At 62.2% G+C, this 18,889-nt stretch carries 13 protein-coding genes; 10 read left to right on the top strand and 3 right to left on the bottom strand.

Annotated elements, in window-relative coordinates; all coding sequences use genetic code 11:
* Positions 1-535 precede the first annotated feature (535 nt).
* Positions 536-3,319 carry a glycosyltransferase gene (locus JF616_19790; protein ID MBW8890004.1) on the bottom strand — a complete coding sequence of 928 codons (2,784 nt, stop codon included), beginning with the start codon at positions 3,317-3,319 and terminating at the stop codon, positions 536-538.
* On the bottom strand, positions 3,312-5,726 hold the full coding sequence (locus JF616_19785; protein MBW8890003.1) for a hypothetical protein: 2,415 nt from the start codon (positions 5,724-5,726) through the stop codon (positions 3,312-3,314). The genes JF616_19790 and JF616_19785 overlap by 8 nt, the downstream gene beginning before the upstream one ends.
* Before the next feature lie 498 nt (positions 5,727-6,224).
* Here JF616_19785 and JF616_19780 point away from each other — a divergent pair, with 498 nt between their 5' ends.
* From JF616_19780 to mgtE, 10 genes are all read left to right on the top strand, one after another.
* Entirely contained in the window at positions 6,225-7,583 is a 1,359-nt protein-coding gene (locus tag JF616_19780; protein MBW8890002.1) for a hypothetical protein, read from the top strand.
* 62 nt (positions 7,584-7,645) lie between these two features.
* Positions 7,646-8,467, top strand: coding sequence for a phosphate ABC transporter substrate-binding protein (locus JF616_19775; GenBank protein ID MBW8890001.1), 822 nt, complete (start codon positions 7,646-7,648; stop codon positions 8,465-8,467).
* A gap of 167 nt (positions 8,468-8,634) precedes the next feature.
* Positions 8,635-9,714 carry a phosphate ABC transporter permease subunit PstC gene (pstC, locus tag JF616_19770; GenBank protein MBW8890000.1) on the top strand — a complete coding sequence of 360 codons (1,080 nt, stop codon included), beginning with the start codon at positions 8,635-8,637 and terminating at the stop codon, positions 9,712-9,714.
* Positions 9,715-9,743: 29 nt separating this feature from the next.
* Positions 9,744-10,559, top strand: a complete 816-nt coding sequence (pstA, locus tag JF616_19765; GenBank protein ID MBW8889999.1) for a phosphate ABC transporter permease PstA — start codon at positions 9,744-9,746, stop codon at positions 10,557-10,559.
* A 71-nt stretch (positions 10,560-10,630) separates the two neighbouring features.
* Positions 10,631-11,401, top strand: coding sequence for a phosphate ABC transporter ATP-binding protein (locus JF616_19760; GenBank protein MBW8889998.1), 771 nt, complete (start codon positions 10,631-10,633; stop codon positions 11,399-11,401).
* Between the two features lie 60 nt (positions 11,402-11,461).
* The gene (phoU, locus tag JF616_19755) at positions 11,462-12,154 is read left to right on the top strand and encodes a phosphate signaling complex protein PhoU (GenBank protein ID MBW8889997.1); all 693 of its coding nucleotides are present in this window, start codon (positions 11,462-11,464) and stop codon (positions 12,152-12,154) included.
* Between the two features lie 150 nt (positions 12,155-12,304).
* Positions 12,305-13,123 (top strand): hypothetical protein, encoded by an 819-nt coding sequence (locus tag JF616_19750; protein ID MBW8889996.1) that lies wholly within the window; start codon positions 12,305-12,307, stop codon positions 13,121-13,123.
* A 70-nt stretch (positions 13,124-13,193) separates the two neighbouring features.
* Positions 13,194-14,009 (top strand): thymidylate synthase, encoded by an 816-nt coding sequence (locus JF616_19745; protein ID MBW8889995.1) that lies wholly within the window; start codon positions 13,194-13,196, stop codon positions 14,007-14,009.
* Positions 14,006-14,647, top strand: a complete 642-nt coding sequence (locus JF616_19740; protein MBW8889994.1) for a dihydrofolate reductase — start codon at positions 14,006-14,008, stop codon at positions 14,645-14,647. The genes JF616_19745 and JF616_19740 overlap by 4 nt, the downstream gene beginning before the upstream one ends.
* Positions 14,648-15,075: 428 nt before the next feature.
* Positions 15,076-16,458, top strand: a complete 1,383-nt coding sequence (mgtE, locus tag JF616_19735; GenBank protein MBW8889993.1) for a magnesium transporter — start codon at positions 15,076-15,078, stop codon at positions 16,456-16,458.
* Position 16,459: 1 nt separating this feature from the next.
* Here the strand turns inward: mgtE and JF616_19730 are convergent, their stop codons facing one another.
* Positions 16,460-18,583 carry a hypothetical protein gene (locus JF616_19730; GenBank protein MBW8889992.1) on the bottom strand — a complete coding sequence of 708 codons (2,124 nt, stop codon included), beginning with the start codon at positions 18,581-18,583 and terminating at the stop codon, positions 16,460-16,462.
* Between the last annotated feature and the right edge of the window lie 306 nt (positions 18,584-18,889).

Here is an 18,889-nt window from a genome sequence, read left to right as displayed (position 1 = left end):
GATCCGCCCCAGGAGGTATCCAGGAAATGGATGGGCTGGAGCGAGCGCACCCCCAGGTCCCAGAGTCGCCGCACGTCGATGGGATCCCGCAGGTAACGCAGGGATTCCACGCACAGCAGGAAGGTTTCTCCGTGGGCGGGAACCTGTACTGCATCGTACGAGGGACGGTGCGGGGAAGGGTGCACTGGGCCGTCATCGTAACCGCCCGCTTCCAGGTCGGCACGGCTTTCCAGGATGCGCGCGCCCGCGGATGCCAGCGTGCGGCGGAAGCGCGCCAGGGAGGCGAACAGCTCCCGCCGCGCCCTCGCGGGTCGCAGCAGATAGGTGCGGTAGAAGGCGACCCCGAAAACGCCGGGCGTCACCGCACCGTCTTCGCCTATCCGCGCCGGAGCCGTCGGGAAAGGAACATCCACGCGATCCAGAGATTCCAATCGGAATTCCTGGACCCTAAGGCGCCAGGCGGCGCCGACCCAGGGCAAGTCCCGATGCACATGCAGGTCCACGAAACGTGGAGCGACGAATCGCGTGTCCGTTTTCAGGTTTCCATCAAGGCCAGCAATTCCCCCAGGAAGGCCGGCTCCCCCGAGGGAACCGATTCCCCACGCGGAGGCTTGCGGGTCCGGCCCCGCGAGGGGGCCGGTGCGACCCGTTCCGTTTCCGACAATCCCAGATCGCGCAACATGCCGTCCATGATCGGTACCGGTCGATACTCGGCCGCGCGTTCCAGCGCACGGGTCTTGAGGATGCGCATCCGTTCGGGATCCTCCAATAGGCGCGCCGCCAGATCCGCCATCTGCGCAGGGGATTCCGCCAACAGCCCTCCGCTCTCCCCCGCCAGGATGTCCCGCGGGCCCTTGGTGTCGAAGGCCAGGGCGGGAAGCCCGCAGCCGAGGGCTTCCAAGAGCGAACAGGAGAACGTGTCGAACCACGAGGGGAGCAAGAGCAGATCGGCGGCGGAGTAGGCCTCGGCCAATCGATCTGGACCCACCCAACCCAGGAAGATCGCCTCGGGTAGTGCGGCCTTGAGACGATCGAGGCAAGGCCCGGTGCCCGCCAGGGCCAGCCGCGCGCCCGGGATCCGTTCCTTGATCTTACGGAAAATGTCCGGTAGATCCATCACCCCTTTCTCTTCGCTCAAGCGTCCCGCGTAGAGGAGCACGGGGCCTTGGCCCGGGAAGATTTCGGCCTTTTCGATCGCGCCGATCGCGCGCGGGTGGAAGCGCGCATCGGCCCAATGCGCGGTCAGGTACAAGCGATCGGGCGCGAGCCCCATGGCCGAAGAGGCGAAGCTGTCGCGCTGTTCCGCGTTGAGTAAGAACACGCCGTCGAAGCGGCGGTAGAAGGCCCGCAGGAAGCGGCGCAAGCGATCGACCTTCTTCTTATCGTAGCGCAGCACGCGCCGCGCGAAGTCGAGCCAGTCCGAATGCGTGTAGAAATAGGCCGGTACGTTGAAGGCATGCTTCAGGTAAAGGGCCAAAAGGCCCATGGGAGCTTCGGTCGAGCAGATGATGCGGTCGTAGCCCCCTTCCAGGAAGACCTTCTGCAAATCCAGCAAGCCCGGCAGGCGGATGACCTGATCGGCGTAGAAGGGAAGGGTGAATTCCGAGATCGCGGGCATGAGCGTGAGATGCGATCCGGTTTGCAGCCCGCCCGGTTTGCCGGTGGCGCAGGCCAGGAAATCGATGGGCAGATCGCGGCGGCGGGCCTCGCCCAACATGGCCTGGAGCACGTGGGAGACGCCATTCTTATCCTCGAGGGTGTCGGTGATCCACAGGGCCCGGCGCGGATGCTCGTAGCGGCCCAGGCGCCGGGCGAAGCCGTCCAGGAAAGGGCGCTTGCCGTACAATACTTTCGACGCCGCGAAAGCGGAGCCGCATAAGGCGGCGGCCGCCAGGGCCGGGAAGGGTAGGCCATCGCTCACCTTCCCCAGGTCAACGCCGCTTTGATCCTTGGGCCGAGTGGAAGGCTCTTGGCCGAACAAGGCGCGCACGTGCACGGGCAATTCGATCTTGCCCAGGATTTCGGCGAAGCCGGGCTTGGCCCCGCTGGCATCCAGCTTGCGCACCTTCTCCTTGATCCGATCGGTCAGCAGCGCCGTGAGCTGGTTGACCATACCGGGCAGGGCCGTTCCCAATTCGGCCACGAGGCGCTCGGGAGAGTGCGCCCGCGCGGCGGCGATGGACTCCATCTTGGCGAGCAAAGGCTTGTAGGCCGGGCTCGCCATCATCTGGACGAACCATCCGGGCTTGCGGCCTTGCAGGCACTCATGGAACAGGCCTAGGAAGCGCGACGTATATCGATGGCGCCGGAGTTCGAACATGCCGTTGGCGAGGGCCAGGGCCTGCAGCTTTTCGGCGGTGGTGCCGCGGTGCAGTAGCAGTCGCAGCAGTCCGGGATCCTCCATATGCAGGGCGAATTGGCAGAAGTATTCCAGGAAGGCGACGTTCAGTTTCTCTTCCTCGCAGTGGGCGCCGTAGGGAGCCGATTCCCCGTTCCGCAACGCTTCCAATACCAGCGGAGCCAGGTTCCCTCGCTCCGACCGCCAGCCGGGCACCTTGAGCAAGGTCCCCGTAGATCCGGCGAACATCCCGAAATGGCAATCCGATCCGCCCGTGAGGCGCTTGGCATAAGGCCTGCGGCAGAAGGCGTCCGGGCGGATGCCAACGCGCTTGCCGGCGAGCTCGATGGCTTCCTCGTCCAATCCCTCGATCCAGGCCAAGGTCAATACGTTCTGCCAGCCGTCGCGCTGGCCGTTCACGCCTTCGAAACGCTCGAAGAGCACGGCGAAGCGGTCCATCAGTTCCAGCGAGGGCAGGCCCTTGGGGCTGAAGAAGTTGAGCGGATGCGCCAGCACGGTGGGGATGTCCTCGGCGGTGGTGAACTCCAGGAAGCGGTACAAGTTCTTGCGCAAGCGGATGAGCTTGCTTTCCTGCGCGGGCGTGAACCCGTAGGTCAGCACGTGGATGCCCACGTCCAGATCGGGCAGGGTGCAACTGAACTCCGCGCCGGACAGGATGTCCACGTCGCGATCCCGGGCCTCCCAGCAGCTGCGGGCGTTGTTGTGGTTGGTCACCGTGAGGGCGTCCGCCCCGTTGGCCTTGAGCGTACGCAATAACCTGGCGGTGGGCAGCCAGGTTTCCGGTACGCGCAGGATACGGGCCAAGGTCTCGTCGGGCACGTCGCTATTGCGATCGTGGCAATGCAGATCGATGCGGAGGATATCATCCTCCTGCCCGCGCGCCAGTCCGGTCTCGGCGTGGCGGACGTAGGCCTCCAGGTCCCCGCGGATGCGGGCTCGGAATTCTCGGGCTTCAAGCATGCAAAATCCTTTGTTGGGAGGGTCCCGGCCCGGCGGCGCTTTCGGCGCGGCGGGCGCTGGGGAAGATGAGGCTCCCCGTATCCCCCGTAAGGGCGATGCGGTAGCTTCCCGATTCCACCGGGCAAGGGAATTCGGGCGCGAGGCCGGAGGCGAGCGGGAGGTTGAAATACAAGGGAGCGGCGGGCTGATGCGGCGCGCGCCGCACCGTCCAGGACAAATGGCCGGCCACCGGTCCCTGGCGCAGCGTGAAGTTCACCGTTCCGAAGCGGGTAGGCGCTCCGGTGGCTTCCGTATGCATCCCGGGCTTGTACCAACGGGCGGGAATCGCCTCCGCCAAGCGCACGATGCCGCCCCGATCGTTCACGAGCATGTCCCGCACCAGGTTCAGGAACTCGGCCGCCGCCCAACCATGATCGCCGTCGCCCATGCAACCCCCGTGCACGCGCGGATGGATGGCCTCCGGCCAGGTCCAGGTCGGCGTGGCCCTTTCGAGCAAGGCTTCCAATAGGCCGAACCAGCGCGCATCGCCCCGGGACATCAGGGCCCGGGCCAATTGCACGGTCAGGTAAGGATTGAGGCCGGTATGTACGATGCGCTGGAAGAACATCCCGTCGCGCAGGTTGTTCTCGAGCAGAAATTCGAGGGTGCCGCCCACCCAGGGCGCCGCGGGATCGATCACCTCCAGCGGGGAAATGCCCACCAGGTTGCCGATGGCGGCGGAATCCAGGGAGCGATAGGGAGAGCAAGGCAGGGCCCGGCCCCCGTTTTTCTTGAAGGCCCAATCCATGGAGGCTTCCAGATCCCCGCGGTAATCGTCGATCACGGCCGCCAAGCGTTCCGAATCCTTGGCGCGGCCCAACTGGCGGGCCGCCCAACGCGCGCTTTCCAATCCGGCCAAGGCCCACAGGTTGTCCCAATAATAATGGTCGTTGGGTCCGAAATGCTCCGCGGAGAATCCGGCGGGAAGCAGGCCGTAGTGGGGAGAAGGCGTTCCGCGCGATCGCGAGCGCATCCGCTCGATCCACCTCGCGCCCTTCATCAAAGAGGCGTAGCATCCCTCCAGGAACCGCGGATCGGCTCCCAGGCGCACGTGGTTCACCAGGGTCCACATGGCCTCGCCGTTGCTGTCCCACTCGCCCCGTTGGCTCCTGAAGAACCCGTCGCGCGTTTGCAGGCGGGGGTAGCGCAGCAACTTCGGCTCCGCTTTCGCCGCCAGGCCCATGTTCTCGAAGGCCAAGGCGATGAAAGCGGAATCGCGGAACCAATGATTATGGTACAAGAAGGTTCCCGGCGAGAAATGATCGCCGTCGTCGAAAACATGCAAATGGTTCTTGACCGCCTGGAAGGCTTCTTCCAGGCGCGCTTCGGGCAGCTTCACCCGCAGGCCTTCCGATTGCAGGTCGCGCCAGCGCTGTAGTTGGCGCTCCCGGCCCTCGCCCGCCTGCTTGCGCGTGGCGACCGCGAAAGGGCCCTGGCCCGCCCGCGCGCCGCCCCGGCCCCCGATCACGCCCAAGGCCTCGATGACCCGCGTTTCCCCGGGGGAAAGCTCCAGATCCCATTCCGCCTGCCCGCAGGCGATGCCCGATCTCGATTTAAGCCCCTTGCGCCCGGCGATCAAAACGTCGCGCAGCAACGGGTCCCCGTGGTGACGGTCGGAGACGACCACGCGCTGGGGTTCGTCGAGCAGCAAGAGGCCGTTCTGCCCGTTGACCCTCCACATGCGATCCTGGTAGCGGATGGAATTGATATGTCCCACGGTGAGGGGGTTGTAGGGCCGCAGGGCCAATCCGAAGCGGAGGGAAAGATGGCCGGAAGATCGGTTGCACAGGATGTGCGTGAAATGCACGGCCTCTTCGCCGGCGATGGAGATGGCCACCGCCTCCGATTTCCATTCCACCGCGGGGTCCACGTCGTAGCGGGTGATCACGCAGGGTAGCGCCCCGTCCAGCAGCTTTTGGTTGGCTTGCCAACCGGGGATCAAGCGGGGCGGTTGGAATCCCCGCCCTTCCAGGCGCAGGAAGGGGAACACCGACCAGCCATAGGGCTGCAAGGTCAGCATCCCCACGGGGTCGATCATGGCCTCGCGCGGGCTGTCCTCCACGCCCAACGAAGTCCAATTGCGCGCGGTCAGGTTGGATTTGATCAGGTTGATGGCGGTGGGGATGAACTCCTCCCCGTCCGGATCGAGCTGGCGCTCGACCCATAAGGGCCAAACCCAATCCAGGTTGCTCTGGATGGCCATGGTATTGGAAAGCCCGGACAACACGATGGCCAAGCCCTGTTCCATCAGCTCCAAGGGAAAAGCCACACTCGCGGGCCGTCCCAGATGGGAAAGCCCGTCCAGGAAGCGGACCAGGTAGCCTTTGCCGGTCCATTTCAGGTATGCGTGCAGGATTTTCTCTAACATCGGTCCGGAACCGGTCTTGAGAAGCCCGGTCTGCGGCCTTTCCTCATGCGGATGCGGTTTCCCTCATAGCTCGCTTACAGTATAAACATCGAACCCCCGGGGGTGGCGCGGGAAGGCGGGTCGAAACACCGTTGCAATACGGGGTATCTCAGGTGTCACCGTATCGGATGTGTTACGGTAGAAGGCCCGGCTCCGGTCGGGGCGATGGGACGACTCCGAAACCGGTTGGAAATGGTTTTGCAATTCCGCAGCCGCCATTTCGTCTTGATCATCGATTATTCTGCCTCCCCGGAAGGCAAACGAAGGCGGCTTCGATCGCGGCGCGTCCGGAAAATCGGCCGGATGGGGAGATAGGGGAATGGGTAACGTGTAAGTTACCCTGCGCCGAAGCGCGAAGAACGCAATTTCCGATCCCGATGTCAAGAAAAGCTTTCCGGAATCCTTGATCGGGCCCATCCGCGTCGCTGCTTACTACCCGCCCTCCTCCTAACCGTAGCCATGGGCGCCGCCCGGGCCGAGGGGGGGGATTCCACCCAAGCCCAAGCCCCGAGCGAGAACGAAGAACTGTCGAAGGTCAAGGGGCAGGTCGAGGGGCTCAATGAGTCCTATATCGAAACCAAGAATACCGTAGACGCCCTTTCCAAACTGAAGGTGGGCGGATACATCCAGACGCAGTTCCAATACGCCGACACCGAGGGCGTCGCCAGCAAGGCCGGCGGGGACTTCAAGCCCAACACCAATCAACGCATCAACATCCGGCGCGCCCGGCTCAAGACCACCTACACCGGGCTCACGAGCAAGTACGTCCTGGAGTTCGACATGCTTCCGAGCGGCATTTCCATTAAGGACGCCTATGCGGCCGTGATGGAACCCTGGCTCAAGACCTTCTCCGCCCAGGCCGGCGTCATGGACCGTCCTTTCGGATGGGAAGTGCCGGTATCCTCCTCCTCCATCGACGCTCCCGAGCGTACCCGCTTCGAACAGACCTACTTCCCGGGGGAAAAGGATCTGGGCGTGGAACTGATCGCCGAGCCCGGATCGGACATGGGCATCCTCCAATATTTCAATCTCCGGGGCGGCGTCTTCACGGGCATGGGCGGCCTTACCTTGGCCGGCTCCAACCCCCCTGGCCAATATGACGAAATCGACAACGAGTTCGATTACATCGGCCGTATCGGCTTCAAGGCCCCGTTCAACGATATCAACCTTGCGATCGACGGCGGCTTCTCCATGTACCTGGGCAAATCGACCAGCGTGAACGATACCTCCTTCACCTGGGGCGATACCGGTTTCGTGGCCACCAACGGCGGCAATCTCTTGCAGACCTTCGATCGAAACATCATGGGCGTGGATGCCCAGTTGTACTACGACTTGCCCGTGGTCGGCGGTTTCTCCCTGAAGGGCGAATACGAATGGGGCAAGGTGGCCACCCCCAAGAACAGCAATAGCTTGTACAACCCGACGTCCCTGGCCGCCCCCCATGGCGCCTCGGGCCCCATCGAAGAACGTAACGTCATGGGCTGGTACCTCATGGGTACCCAGAACCTGACGAAATGGTTCCAGGCCGTTGCCCGCTACGACTTCTTCGATCCGAATACGGATGCGGAGGATGCCGACATCAAGCTGGGATCCAGCAATACGAGCGCGGCGGACTTGGCTTACGGAACCCTCGGCTTCGGCCTGCACTTCTACTGGGATTCGAACACCCGCCTCACCGCCTATTACGATATGCCCATGAACGAGAAGGCGCCCGAGACCGCCGCTACCCTCAAGACCGTCTTCAGCAACACTTTGACACCCATCACCAAGGATATTCCCGACAACGTGTTCACCCTGCGCTTGCAAGTGAAATTCTGATCCGCACGGAACCGAAACCGAACTAATCCAAAATCGATATGAAGAAAAAGGAGTTTAAGATAATGCGCAAAGCGATACTTACCGGCACCATCGCCGTCCTAGCCGCGGCCGCGGTCGCCAAGACCACCCTTACGGTCAAGGGCTCGGACACCATGGTCATCATGGCCCAGCGTTGGGCCGAAGCCTATATGAACGCCCACCCGGACGTCACCGTCCAAGTGACCGGCGGCGGTTCGGGCACCGGCATCTCGGCCTTGATCAACGGCACCACCGACATCTGCGACGCCTCCCGTCCCATGAAGAGCAGCGAACGCGAGCAGCTGAAAGGCCGCTTCGCGAGCCTGGGCGTGGAAATCAAGTCGGCGAAGGACGGCCTGGCCGTCTACCTCAATGACGCGAGCCCGGTCGAGGAACTGAGCCTGGACCAGCTCAAGGCCATCTATACCGGCGAAGTCACCAATTGGAAGGACGTTGGCGGGCCGGATGCCAAGATCATCGTGTACGGGCGCGAGAACAACTCGGGCACCTACGTATTCTTCCGCGACAACGTCCTGAAGGGCAAGGATTACACTTCGACCATGCAGTCCCTTCCGGGAACCGCGGCCGTCGTGAACGCCGTGGCCAAGGATAAGTTCGGGATCGGATACGGCGGCGCCGCCTACGGGAAAGGCATCAAGTTCGCCAAGGTGAAGAAGGACGCCGGCACCCCCGGGGTGGCTCCCAGCGCCGCGACGGTGAAGGATGGAACCTACCCGTTGTCCCGTTACCTGTACATGTATCTCAAGAGCCGTCCCACCGGCGCCCTCAAGGATTACATCGATTGGATCCTGGGCGCGGAAGGACAAGACATCGTCACCAAGGTCGGGTACTTTCCGGTCAAGTGATGAAGAAGGGCGGCGACATCAAGACCGCGAAGGGGAAGGCGCAACCGCCTTCCCCGAAAGGATACTACATGATCACGCCGCCACCGGCCGGGTCCCAAAGCCCGGCCTCTTCCGATTCCCAGTCCGAGACCCCTAGCGGGGCCGCTCCCGTCGTACCCGCCGACGGGATGGTTGCCGGGCCTTCCCCTTCTAAAGAGAAGGCGCCGGCCGCTACCGCTTCCCGCAAGGTTCTCACCATGGAGAAGCCCTTGCGCCTGGGTGAAATGGCCATCGAGCGGTCCATCCAAGGCATCGCATTCGTTTCCCTGCTTTTCATCACCCTCATATTCGTCTTCGTATTCAAGGAAGCCCTCCCCTTGTTCACCGGCCACGCCCAGGTCCAGGCCGCCGTGAAAATCGAACCAACAGGGCAATCAGAAACCTATGGCGAGGATGCCAACGCCCCCGCTACCCCCGAGGCTCCCGAGCTGGAGACGCAGGTCAAGCCGTTTAAGGCATCGGACCTGGTCGCCAAGGACTGGCAGCCGGTTTCCCTGGAGCCTAAATTCGGCATCCCGCCCCTTCTCTGGGGTAGCCTCAAGGTTACCCTGATCGCCCTGCTCCTGGCCGGGCCCATCGGCATCTTCGCCGCACTCTATACTTCCCAGTTCGCGCCCAAGTGGGCCAAGGAAGGCATGAAGCCGGCCATCGAAATCCTGGCGGGCTTTCCCTCGGTGGTGGTGGGATTCTTCGCCTTGGTCATCCTGGCCTCGGTTTTGCAGAACCTGTTCGGGTACCAATACCGGCTGAACGCCTTCGTGGGCGGGGTTGCCATGGCCCTGGCCGTCATCCCCATCGTCTACACCGTATCGGAAGACGCCTTGGCCGCCGTGCCCAAGGTGATGATGGAAGCCAGCCTGGCCTTGGGCGCCACCCGCTGGGAGACCGCCCTGTTCGTCATCTTGCCTTCGGCCACGCCCGGCATCTTCGCCGCGCTCATCCTCGGCTTCGGCCGCGCCTTCGGCGAAACCATGATCGTGCTCATGGCCACCGGTAACGCCGCGCTCCTGACGCCCTCTTTCATCGAACCGGTACGCACCCTTTCCGCCACTATCGGGGCCGAAATGGCTGAAGTGGTTTTCGGCGATACCCATTATCGCGTGCTGTTCTTCGTCGGCGCGCTCCTATTCGTCATCTCCTTCAGTCTTAATGCGGTGGCCGAATTTTTCGTGCGCAATCGCTTGATGAAAAAGTTCAAAGGGGCCTAAGCCGTGGCCATAGGGAGTCTTTATGGATCATGGGGACCATCGTTTGGGGGGGCCACCAACAGCTCACTTGGACCTTCCTGACCCATGCGCCGGAAGCGGGCATGACCGAGGGCGGCATCATGCCCGCCATCGTGGGCACCTTCATGCTGGTGGTCATCATGTCCTTGGTGGGCGTACCCGTGGGAACCATCACCGCCATCTACCTGAGCGAATATACCGCCAGGGGATCCAAGCTCGCGCAATTCATCCGCTTCGCCGTCAATACCCTGGCAGGCATCCCCGCCGTCGTCTTCGGGCTTTTCGGCCTGGGCTTCTTCGTCAACTTCACCGGCAAGGGCCTGGACGCGATGTTCTCGGACGGCAAGTTGGTCTGGGCGCAGCCGAACATCCTCTGGGCCTCCCTGACCATGGCGCTCTTGACCCTGCCCGTGGTAATCGTCTCCGTGGAAGAGGCCATAAAAACCGTGCCCAAGGATTTGCGCGAGGCCTCCCTGGCCCTGGGCGTCACCAAATGGCAGACCATCCGCCGGGTGGTCATCCCCAATTCCGTGGGCGGCATCCTGACCGGCGCCATCCTGGCCGTCTCCCGGGGCGCGGGGGAAGTGGCCCCCATCTTGTTCACCGGCGCCGCCTACTTCCTGCCGCATCTGCCCCATGCCCTCAACGATCAATTCATGGAACTGGGCTACCACCTCTATATCATGACCACCCAGTCCACGGACGTGGAGAAGACCATGCCCATCCAGTACGCCACCACCTTGGTGCTGTTGCTGCTCACCTTCGCCCTTAATTTCAGCGCCATCTTTCTGAGGTATCGCCTGCGCAAACGCCGGGTATTCGCATAACTTAAAGCTGCGTCGGTCCTATCGGATGCTTATGGCACCCGGCAGGATCGGCACGAGACTGCCGGAGCAACATGGAAACCGCATCGCCCTACGCCAAGCTCTACACCAAGGACCTGAACCTGCATTACGGTTCCAAGCATGCCCTTAAGGGCATCAACCTGGACATGAAGGCCTACAAGGTCACGGCCTTGATCGGGCCTTCGGGATGCGGCAAGTCCACCTTCCTGCGCAGCCTGAACCGCATGAACGACACCATCGAGAACGTGCGCATCGAAGGCTCGGTATTCGTGGACAACGTGGACGTCTACAACAAGAAAGTGGACGAGGTACAGCTCCGCAAGAAGGTGGGGATGATCTTCCAGAAGTCCAACCCCTTCCCGAAGAGCATCTACGACAATATCGCCTACGGGCCGCGCATCCACGGCATCCGCGATAAGGCCCGGCTGGACGATCTCGTGGAGAGCTGCCTGCGCAAGGCGGCCATCTGGGACGAAGTGAAGGACGAACTCAAGAAAAGCGCCTTGGCCCTTTCCGGCGGCCAACAACAGCGCCTGTGCATCGCCCGCGCCCTGGCCGTGGAGCCCGAGGTGCTGCTGATGGACGAGCCGGCCAGCGCCCTCGATCCCATCGCGACCGCCAAGATCGAGGAACTCATCTACGAACTGAAGAGCACCTATACCATAGTCATCGTCACCCACAACATGCAGCAGGCGGCGCGGGTCAGCGATTACACGGCTTTCTTTTACATGGGCACCGTGGTGGAATTCGACGCCACGGAGAGGATATTCACCTCCCCCAAGGAAAAGCAAACGGAAGATTATATAACTGGTAGGTTCGGATAAAGGCGCCCGCCCTACCGAGTTCCTGCGGAACTCGACGGGCGACCGCACTATGGAGGATTAATGGAGCGTCATTTTGAAAAAGAGTTGAACAATCTCAAGGCCACCTTGGAGAAGATGACGCGCCTGACCCAGGAATCGCTGGCTTATGCGACCCGAGCCCTCCTGGAGGAGGACAAGACCCTGGCGGAGAAGTGCTTCGCCAATGAGCGCTCCATCAACAACCTGGAGATCGATATCGATCACGGGGTGGCGGATTTCTTCGCCTTGTTCCAACCGGTGGCCATCGACCTGCGCTTCATGCTCGCGATCCAGAAGATCAACAACGATATGGAGCGCATCGGCGATCATTGCATCAACATCGCCCAGTCGGCGATCAGCGTGGCGGGCTTCCACCAGAAGACGGGATTGCTGGATTTGCCCAAGATGATCAATATCGGGCAGAGCATGCTGCACGATGCCTGCGAGAGCTTTTTCACCAAGAACCTGCAACTGGCCCGCACCGTGCTCGAGACCGACGATATCATCGACGAGTTGAACCGGGCCAATACCCGCGAGGCCATCAACCTGGTCAAGGCCGACAAGACGTCCATCGAAATGGCGCTCGAGCTATTGCGCATCAGCCGCAACCTGGAGCGCATCGGCGATTTGTCCACCAATGTCGCCGAAGAGGTGATTTTCCACGTGCAAGCGCGCGTGGTCAAGCACCATGCCGACGACAACAAGCTACGGGCCGCCGAAGAGAAAAAGCCGTAAAACATCGGAAGCCCTAGCGCTAGGTTAGGGCTTTTAATCCCCGCGTCACCCAGCCGCCAAGGCATCGAAACCAATCCGCAATATCGCGCGCGTACCTTATCAAGCGTTGGTCGGAGCTTAAGCATCCCTCGCACGATAAGGACTTAACCCATGGAAACCCAATCCACCGCCTCCCGCCGGGCGCCGCGTTGCCCGGCCCCCGGCGGTCAATTCCCCCCCGCCCTTCGCCTCGATGGCTATGTCTTATCCCTGGCCGCCGATCTCCCGGCCCTGGAGGCCTGTCTAGCCCTGGAGCGGGCCTCCGCGGGGGTCCTGGCGTGCGAGGGCATTCATTCGCCCCAAGCCGTTCCCTACTGCGATTTCCTGATGCTGAGGAGCCCGCAGGGAAAATTGGCCGCCGTCTGCCGTCTGATGCGTCTGGACGGAGGCAATCCCATTCCCAATCCTCTAGCCACGGTCCGCTTCCAGTTGTCGCCCCTATTGACCGCGCTGCGGTATTCCCGCGAAGGCATCCTGGAGATGGGGGCGCCCGTCTTCGCCCCGGGCACGGCCGCCCAGGCCGCCCCGCGGGCCGCGCGGCTCCTATGGGCGGGCATGGGCCTTTACCTGGAACGAAACGGCCTGGGGTTCGTCATCGGCCGAGATGTCCTGACGGTGCCTGTGGAAGGAACGGCCGGGTGGCAGATCCTCATGGAGGAGCACGGCCTGCATCCCGATCTGGAGACCGAGGCCCGGCAAGGATTCCGGGCCTGGGAAAACGTACGCGACCAGGCCCGCCGCGGGGCCACCGCATTCGATGCCGAACCGCTGCGCTTCTGGCCTTCGGGCCTGCAGGAAGCCTTGCTACGCGGCTGCCGCCTGGCCTGCGAGCCGGCCTATGATCCCGCCCATGCCAGCCTGGAGTTCGTCTGGGTCGCCTCCCGGGATATGCTGCTGGAAAGCGGCGAATGGGGCGGGGGCAAGGCTTAGGCCAAGCCGGCGGAAACGCACGTCGAATCCATCCCCCCGGCGACCCTTTTTTACCTTTTGGGTCACCCTCATGAAACAATACCTGGATTTGCTCCGTCTGGTCCTAGAGCAGGGCGAAAAGAAACAGGATCGCACCGGCACCGGCACCCTATCCTTGTTCGGCCTGCAGGCGAAATACGATTTGCGCCAGGGCTTTCCCCTGCTGACCACCAAGAAGGTCCTGTTCGACGGGGTGCTGCGCGAGCTGCTCTGGTTCCTCAAGGGCTCGACCAATATCAACGACGGGCTCAAGCAGTATACGCCCATCTGGAATGCCTGGGCCGGCCCCGAAGGGGAACTGGGGCCCATCTACGGCTACCAATGGCGCAAGTGGCCCAAGTACGTCGAAGACCCGGAAACCGGCGCCGTCCGCAAGGAATTCGTGGACCAGATCCAGGTGGCCTTGGATACCCTCAAGAAGAATCCCGATTCGCGCCGCATCATCGTAAGCGCCTGGAACGTGGCCGACCTGGATAAGATGGCCTTGCCCCCCTGCCATGCCTTTTACCAGTTCTACGTGGCCAACGGACGCTTGGACATGCAGATGTACCAGCGCAGCGCCGATATGGCCTTGGGCGTGCCCTTCAACATCGCCAGCTATGCCCTGCTCCTGGCCATGTTCGCCAAGGAATGCAAACTCATCCCCGGCATCCTCACCCACGTCCTGGGCGATGCGCATATCTACCTCAACCATATCGAAGGGGTTAAGGCCCAATTGCAGCGGACCCCGCATCCCTTGCCGACCCTTGAGATCGCGGACAAGCCCTTCTTCGACCTGGCCTACGAGGATTTCAAAATCCTCAACTACGTGCACGAGCCCTTCATCAAGTTCCCGGTGGCCGTGTGAGCTTCGCCGTGGTGGTCGCCGCCGATCGCAAGGGGGGGATCGGCAAGGACGGGGCCTTGCCCTGGAAACTCAAGGGCGATATGCGCTGGTTCCGCGAACTCACCACTTGTCCGGACACCACCGAGGTGCTCGCGCGCTACCGCCTGGACGTGGGGTTGCAGGATAAGCGCGTGCATACTTGGGACAGCCTTACCGCCCGCATCGGAGGCATGCCGCCCTTGCGGGAGTGGAGCCCGGGGGCCCGCAACGCCGTCCTCATGGGACGCAAGACCTGGGACTCCCTGCCGCCGCGGTTCCGCCCCTTGCCCGGCCGGCTCAACGGGGTCTTAAGCCGGCATTTGCATCCCGGGGTTTTCCACGGGTCCCATCAGATCTGGCCCTCCTTGCAGGTAGCCCTCGACGCGCTTGCCGCCGACCCCACCCTCAAGCAGGTTTTCGTGGCCGGGGGCGGGGAGATTTTCGCCGAAGCCCTGCGCCGCCCGGACTGCTCCCGGGTTTTCCTGACCGATATCGAAGCCGAGTTTCCCTGCGACACCTTCCTGGACGGCCTTGCCCAGGGCTTCAGGGAAACGGCGGCCTCGCCCGTCATCGAAGAAGACGGGGTGAAGTATCGCTTCCGGGTACTAGACCGGGCCTAACCTGAAAAAGGGTTAAGGGTACAGGGTAAAGGGTTTAAGAATATTTCCCAATCCTGTACCCTTTACCCTTAACCCTGTACCCTACTCTTCCATTGTCCCCCTCTTCCTCAAAACGTTCTTTCATTGCGTACCCGCCCGCCCCGCGGGCTTCGGAGGCGCCCATGAAGGACTTCTTTTCCGATGCCGTTATCGCCGCGGCCCTCACGCTCGCCTTCACCGCCGCGGCCATGATCCTGCATCATGCCGGGCTGCTTTACAATTGAGAGTCCCCGACCTTTAGGTTGCCCCGAGGCTGCCCCGAGGTTGGCCCGCCGCGGCCGGGTGTTTTCCATCCGGGCAGCCGGATGTTTTCCATCGGCGCATTAAGTAGCTTTCCCCCGTCCCGGAGGCCGCGCGCTTCCGCAGGTTGAACCATGGCCACGAGCAAACTGCAAACCGAGTTGCTTTATCCGGACCTGGAAACGGCCCTGGAAACCTCCGATCTCGAAGCCCTCAATGTGATCTGCGAGACGCTGGCGACGGAAGATCTCGCCGAAATGGTCGGGCGGCTCGATGACACCCATCGCGCCATCTTCTTCGAGAAGGTCCCGGACGAGAAGGCCACGGAGATCTTCCAGCAGCTGGACGTGGCCGTCCAGAAGGACATCATCGAAGCGGTGAGCAACCAGCGCGTCGCCTCCATCATCAACGAGATGGAGCCCGATAACCGCACTGCCTTGCTGGAGGCGCTGCCCCATAACGCCACGCGCCAACTGCTCTCCTTCCTCAAGCCGCGCGAACGCAAACAGGCCCAACGCCTGCTGGACTTCCCCAAGGACAGCGTGGGCCGCTTGATGACCCCGGATTTCCTGGCCATTAAGCAGGAGTGGACGGTGGAGCGGGTCCTCGATTTCATCCGCCGCAACGGGGAGGACAAGGAAACCCTCAACGATATCTACGTGGTGGACGATCGCGGGCGCCTGGTGGACGATATCGGGATCCGCGAGTTCCTGCTTTCCCCCCTCGATCGGGTGACCCAGGACATCATGGATCGCCAATTCACCGCCCTGCCCGCCGACATGCCCGAAGAAGAAGCCATCCAGGCGTTCAAGAAGTATTCCAGCCGGACCGCCCTGCCCGTGGTCGACGAGGAAGGCTACCTGCTGGGCATCGTCACCATCGATGACGTGATGGAATTGGCCGAAAAGGAAACCACCGAAGACATCCACAAGCTCGGCGGCGTCGGCGCCATCGAGGAACCCTACCTGACCCTGCCCCTGGGGCAGATGGTCAAGAAACGTGGCGGCTGGCTCACCGTGCTTTTCATCGGGGAAATGCTCACGGCCACCGCCATGAGTTTCTTCGAGAAGGAGATCTCGCGCGCGGTCGTACTGGCCTTGTTCATCCCCCTCATCATCTCCAGCGGGGGGAATTCAGGATCGCAGGCGGCCTCCCTGGTCATCCGCGCCATCGCCCTGGGCGAAGTGACGTTCAAGGATTGGTGGCGGGTTTTCCGCCGCGAGGTCATCATCGGCTTCATCCTGGGCGGTGTGCTGGGCCTGATCGGCTTGGCCCGCATCTCGTTGTTCTCCGCCTTCACCAACACGTACGGCACGCATTGGTTCCTGGTAGGGGTGACCGTCTACTTCGCCTTGATCGGGGTGGTGGCCTGGGGAACCTTGATCGGGGCCCTGTTCCCCTTGATCCTCAAGCGGCTGGGCGCCGATCCGGCCTCGTCTTCGGCCCCGTTCGTGGCGACCTTCATCGACGTCACCGGCATCGTGATCTATTTCAATATCGCGATGATCATCCTGAAGGGGAAACTGCTGTAGCCTAATGCGCCCGCAGATACCCGAACCGGCTCACGTACTGCCGGTGGGCGTTCTTGACGATGATGCTCTCGCCGGAAGCGCTCTTGGTGACCTGGTCGCCTAGCGCTTCGACGTTGAGCCTGAGGATATAACCGCCGGTCCCCAGGGCTTGCCCGTCCTTGGAGAAGGGCAGGATCTTCAGCACCACCACGGCGGAATCCCCTTTCTTGGAAAGGCCGTTCCAGGCAGCCGAATCGATTTGGCCGCTTTGCTGGTTCACGAACTGCGCGAAGTTATCGTAGATACGCGCCGTGTAGGTGATGGGCGACCGGATGGTGACCTTCATCGACGGGATTGTCACCGACTTATGGTACGGCTCCGTGCCCGAGCAATTCTGTATGCACTTGCCCTGCAAGTCCGTGATCAACACCCCGTTCTTGGGGACGTTGTTCAAGGTCACCCCGTCGCCGCCGCCCTTCTTGGTGAGGTCGGTGATCCATTCCACCTCGGGCGCTCCCGGCAGGATGGGAACGATGCGGCCAGGTAACACATAGGTTACGGCCTCGCGCGCATCGCGGGGATGCGACCAGGTGAAGGTGAGGTCGCCGTGGTTGTCCACCTCCAGGACGCCGTTCCCGGCGGTGGCGCTGCCCTTGTTGGGGTCGTACTTGAATGACCCGCTTTGGGTCGGTATGCCGGTGGAAAGGTCGGCCGCGCCCAAATCGATCGATTCCTTGTCGTTATTGGGCGTGGAACCGGCCACGGAGACCGCACCCAGGTCCGACGGGGAGCGGGTCAACACCATGTTATAGGAAGTCTTTTCCGTGCTGTAGATTTCGGGAGCCTGCCCGGTGGACTTGTCGATGGCCGTGAGGGTGGGCATATCGTAGCAGGAGTAGTTTCCCGCGGTTTCGGAAGCGGGATCCCCGGCCACGTTCATGGTGAAGGTATAGGTCGCCGTGGTATTGTCGTCCTTGGTGAGGTTGATCTCGATGGTGTTCTTGCCCACGGCCAGCGCGATGATGCTATCCAGCTTCATGCCGATACTGCCGTCGGGATTGCCCGTGGCGGCCAGGGTGTGGCTGGTTTGCGGGGGCTTCAGGGTCTTGTTGGTGATGGTCGCGGACTTGGGCGCGCCGGGGCTGGTCGTGATCGACGTAATGATGCCCTTGAGGACGTTCAGGAAGCCGGCGGGATCCTTCGGATTCACCCGGGTATAGGTTCCGCCGGTCTTGTCGGCCAGTTCCTTCAGGCGCGTTACGGCCTGGGCCCGGGCGTCGTCCTTGGCCATATAGATGGAGTAAATGGTCGGCATGCCATCGAGATCGCCGGAGTAGTTGTAGGTGTTCGGCTCGCCATCCGAAATGAAGATGATGGCCTGTTTCTTGGTCTTCACGACGGCGGGATCGGTGAGCCAGCTTTTGGCCTTCACTAGCGGGGGGCCGTATTCCGTACCGCCGTCATCGTCATCCAATTTGATCGACGATTTCAAGGTCGCCATCGCGGTCGCATTGTTCACGGGCATGGGGGCGACTTCGTACTCGGTCTTCGTTTTGAAGCCCATCGCTCCGGCGGTCGATCCCGGGGCCGACTTGGTGAGGAAATCGATCCCTTGTTTGATGATCGAGCCGCGGGCCTGGTAGGGATCGCCAGCGATGGATGCGTCGCAGCCGGTTTCGCTATTCAGGGTCTTGACGGTCCGGGTCCCGCCTTCGCTGAGTTGATAGGTCGCCGTCCCGCCTGCGATGACGTTGTTTATGCAGGTTCCCGCGGAGCGATCCAGGAAGTAGAAGCTCGTGTCGCTCCCGGCGCCGACGAAGATGCCGTCCGTGTTCATGGATCCGCTATTGTCGTAAATGAAGACCACGTCCGCATCGGTCGCACCCGGCACGGTGCTGTTCGGCACGCAGAAAGAAAGGCCGTCCGCCGCGATGCGGGTGACGTTGCCGGGCGCGGTCAATTCCTTGCCGTTGAGGGCGGAAAAATCCACGCATTTGACGAAAGGGTTTTCGCCGCTGGAAAGGGGGCCATGCCAATCGCAGCGCTTGGGACCCTTCGCTTGGGCCGAAGCGGCCAGGGCAAACGCAATCGCCAACCGGAGAGCCGCCCGGCCTCCATGGAACTGGTGCGAAGTTAATGGGGACATGCTTTATTCCTTACCGCCAAGTACAGGTTCTGCCGACCCGCTACGTCCGTGTGCGAATATACTCCCGGCAGGTTCGCCTCGTAAGCCAAAAGTGCCACCTATCCCCTCAAACCCTTTGTTCATCCCGGGTTAGGAGGGCCTTTCCGAGCGGGTTTCCCTAGAAAAGCGGGAGCTAATTTCCCATCGAGCGTCGTGAGAATTCGTCATCTTGGTAGATTCATTGTAGCGGGAGCAAAGCGGAAAACAAGGATTTCCAGCCAGGTGGGACCCAAAGAACGGATCTTTCCGGTCGCCAACCCGAATTCC

This window comes from Fibrobacterota bacterium, from assembly GCA_019509785.1.
Lineage (GTDB): Bacteria > Fibrobacterota > Fibrobacteria > UBA11236 > UBA11236 > Chersky-265.
The sequence above is the reverse complement of the archived record's forward strand: the minus strand, read 5'-3'. Positions and strand labels throughout refer to the sequence as shown.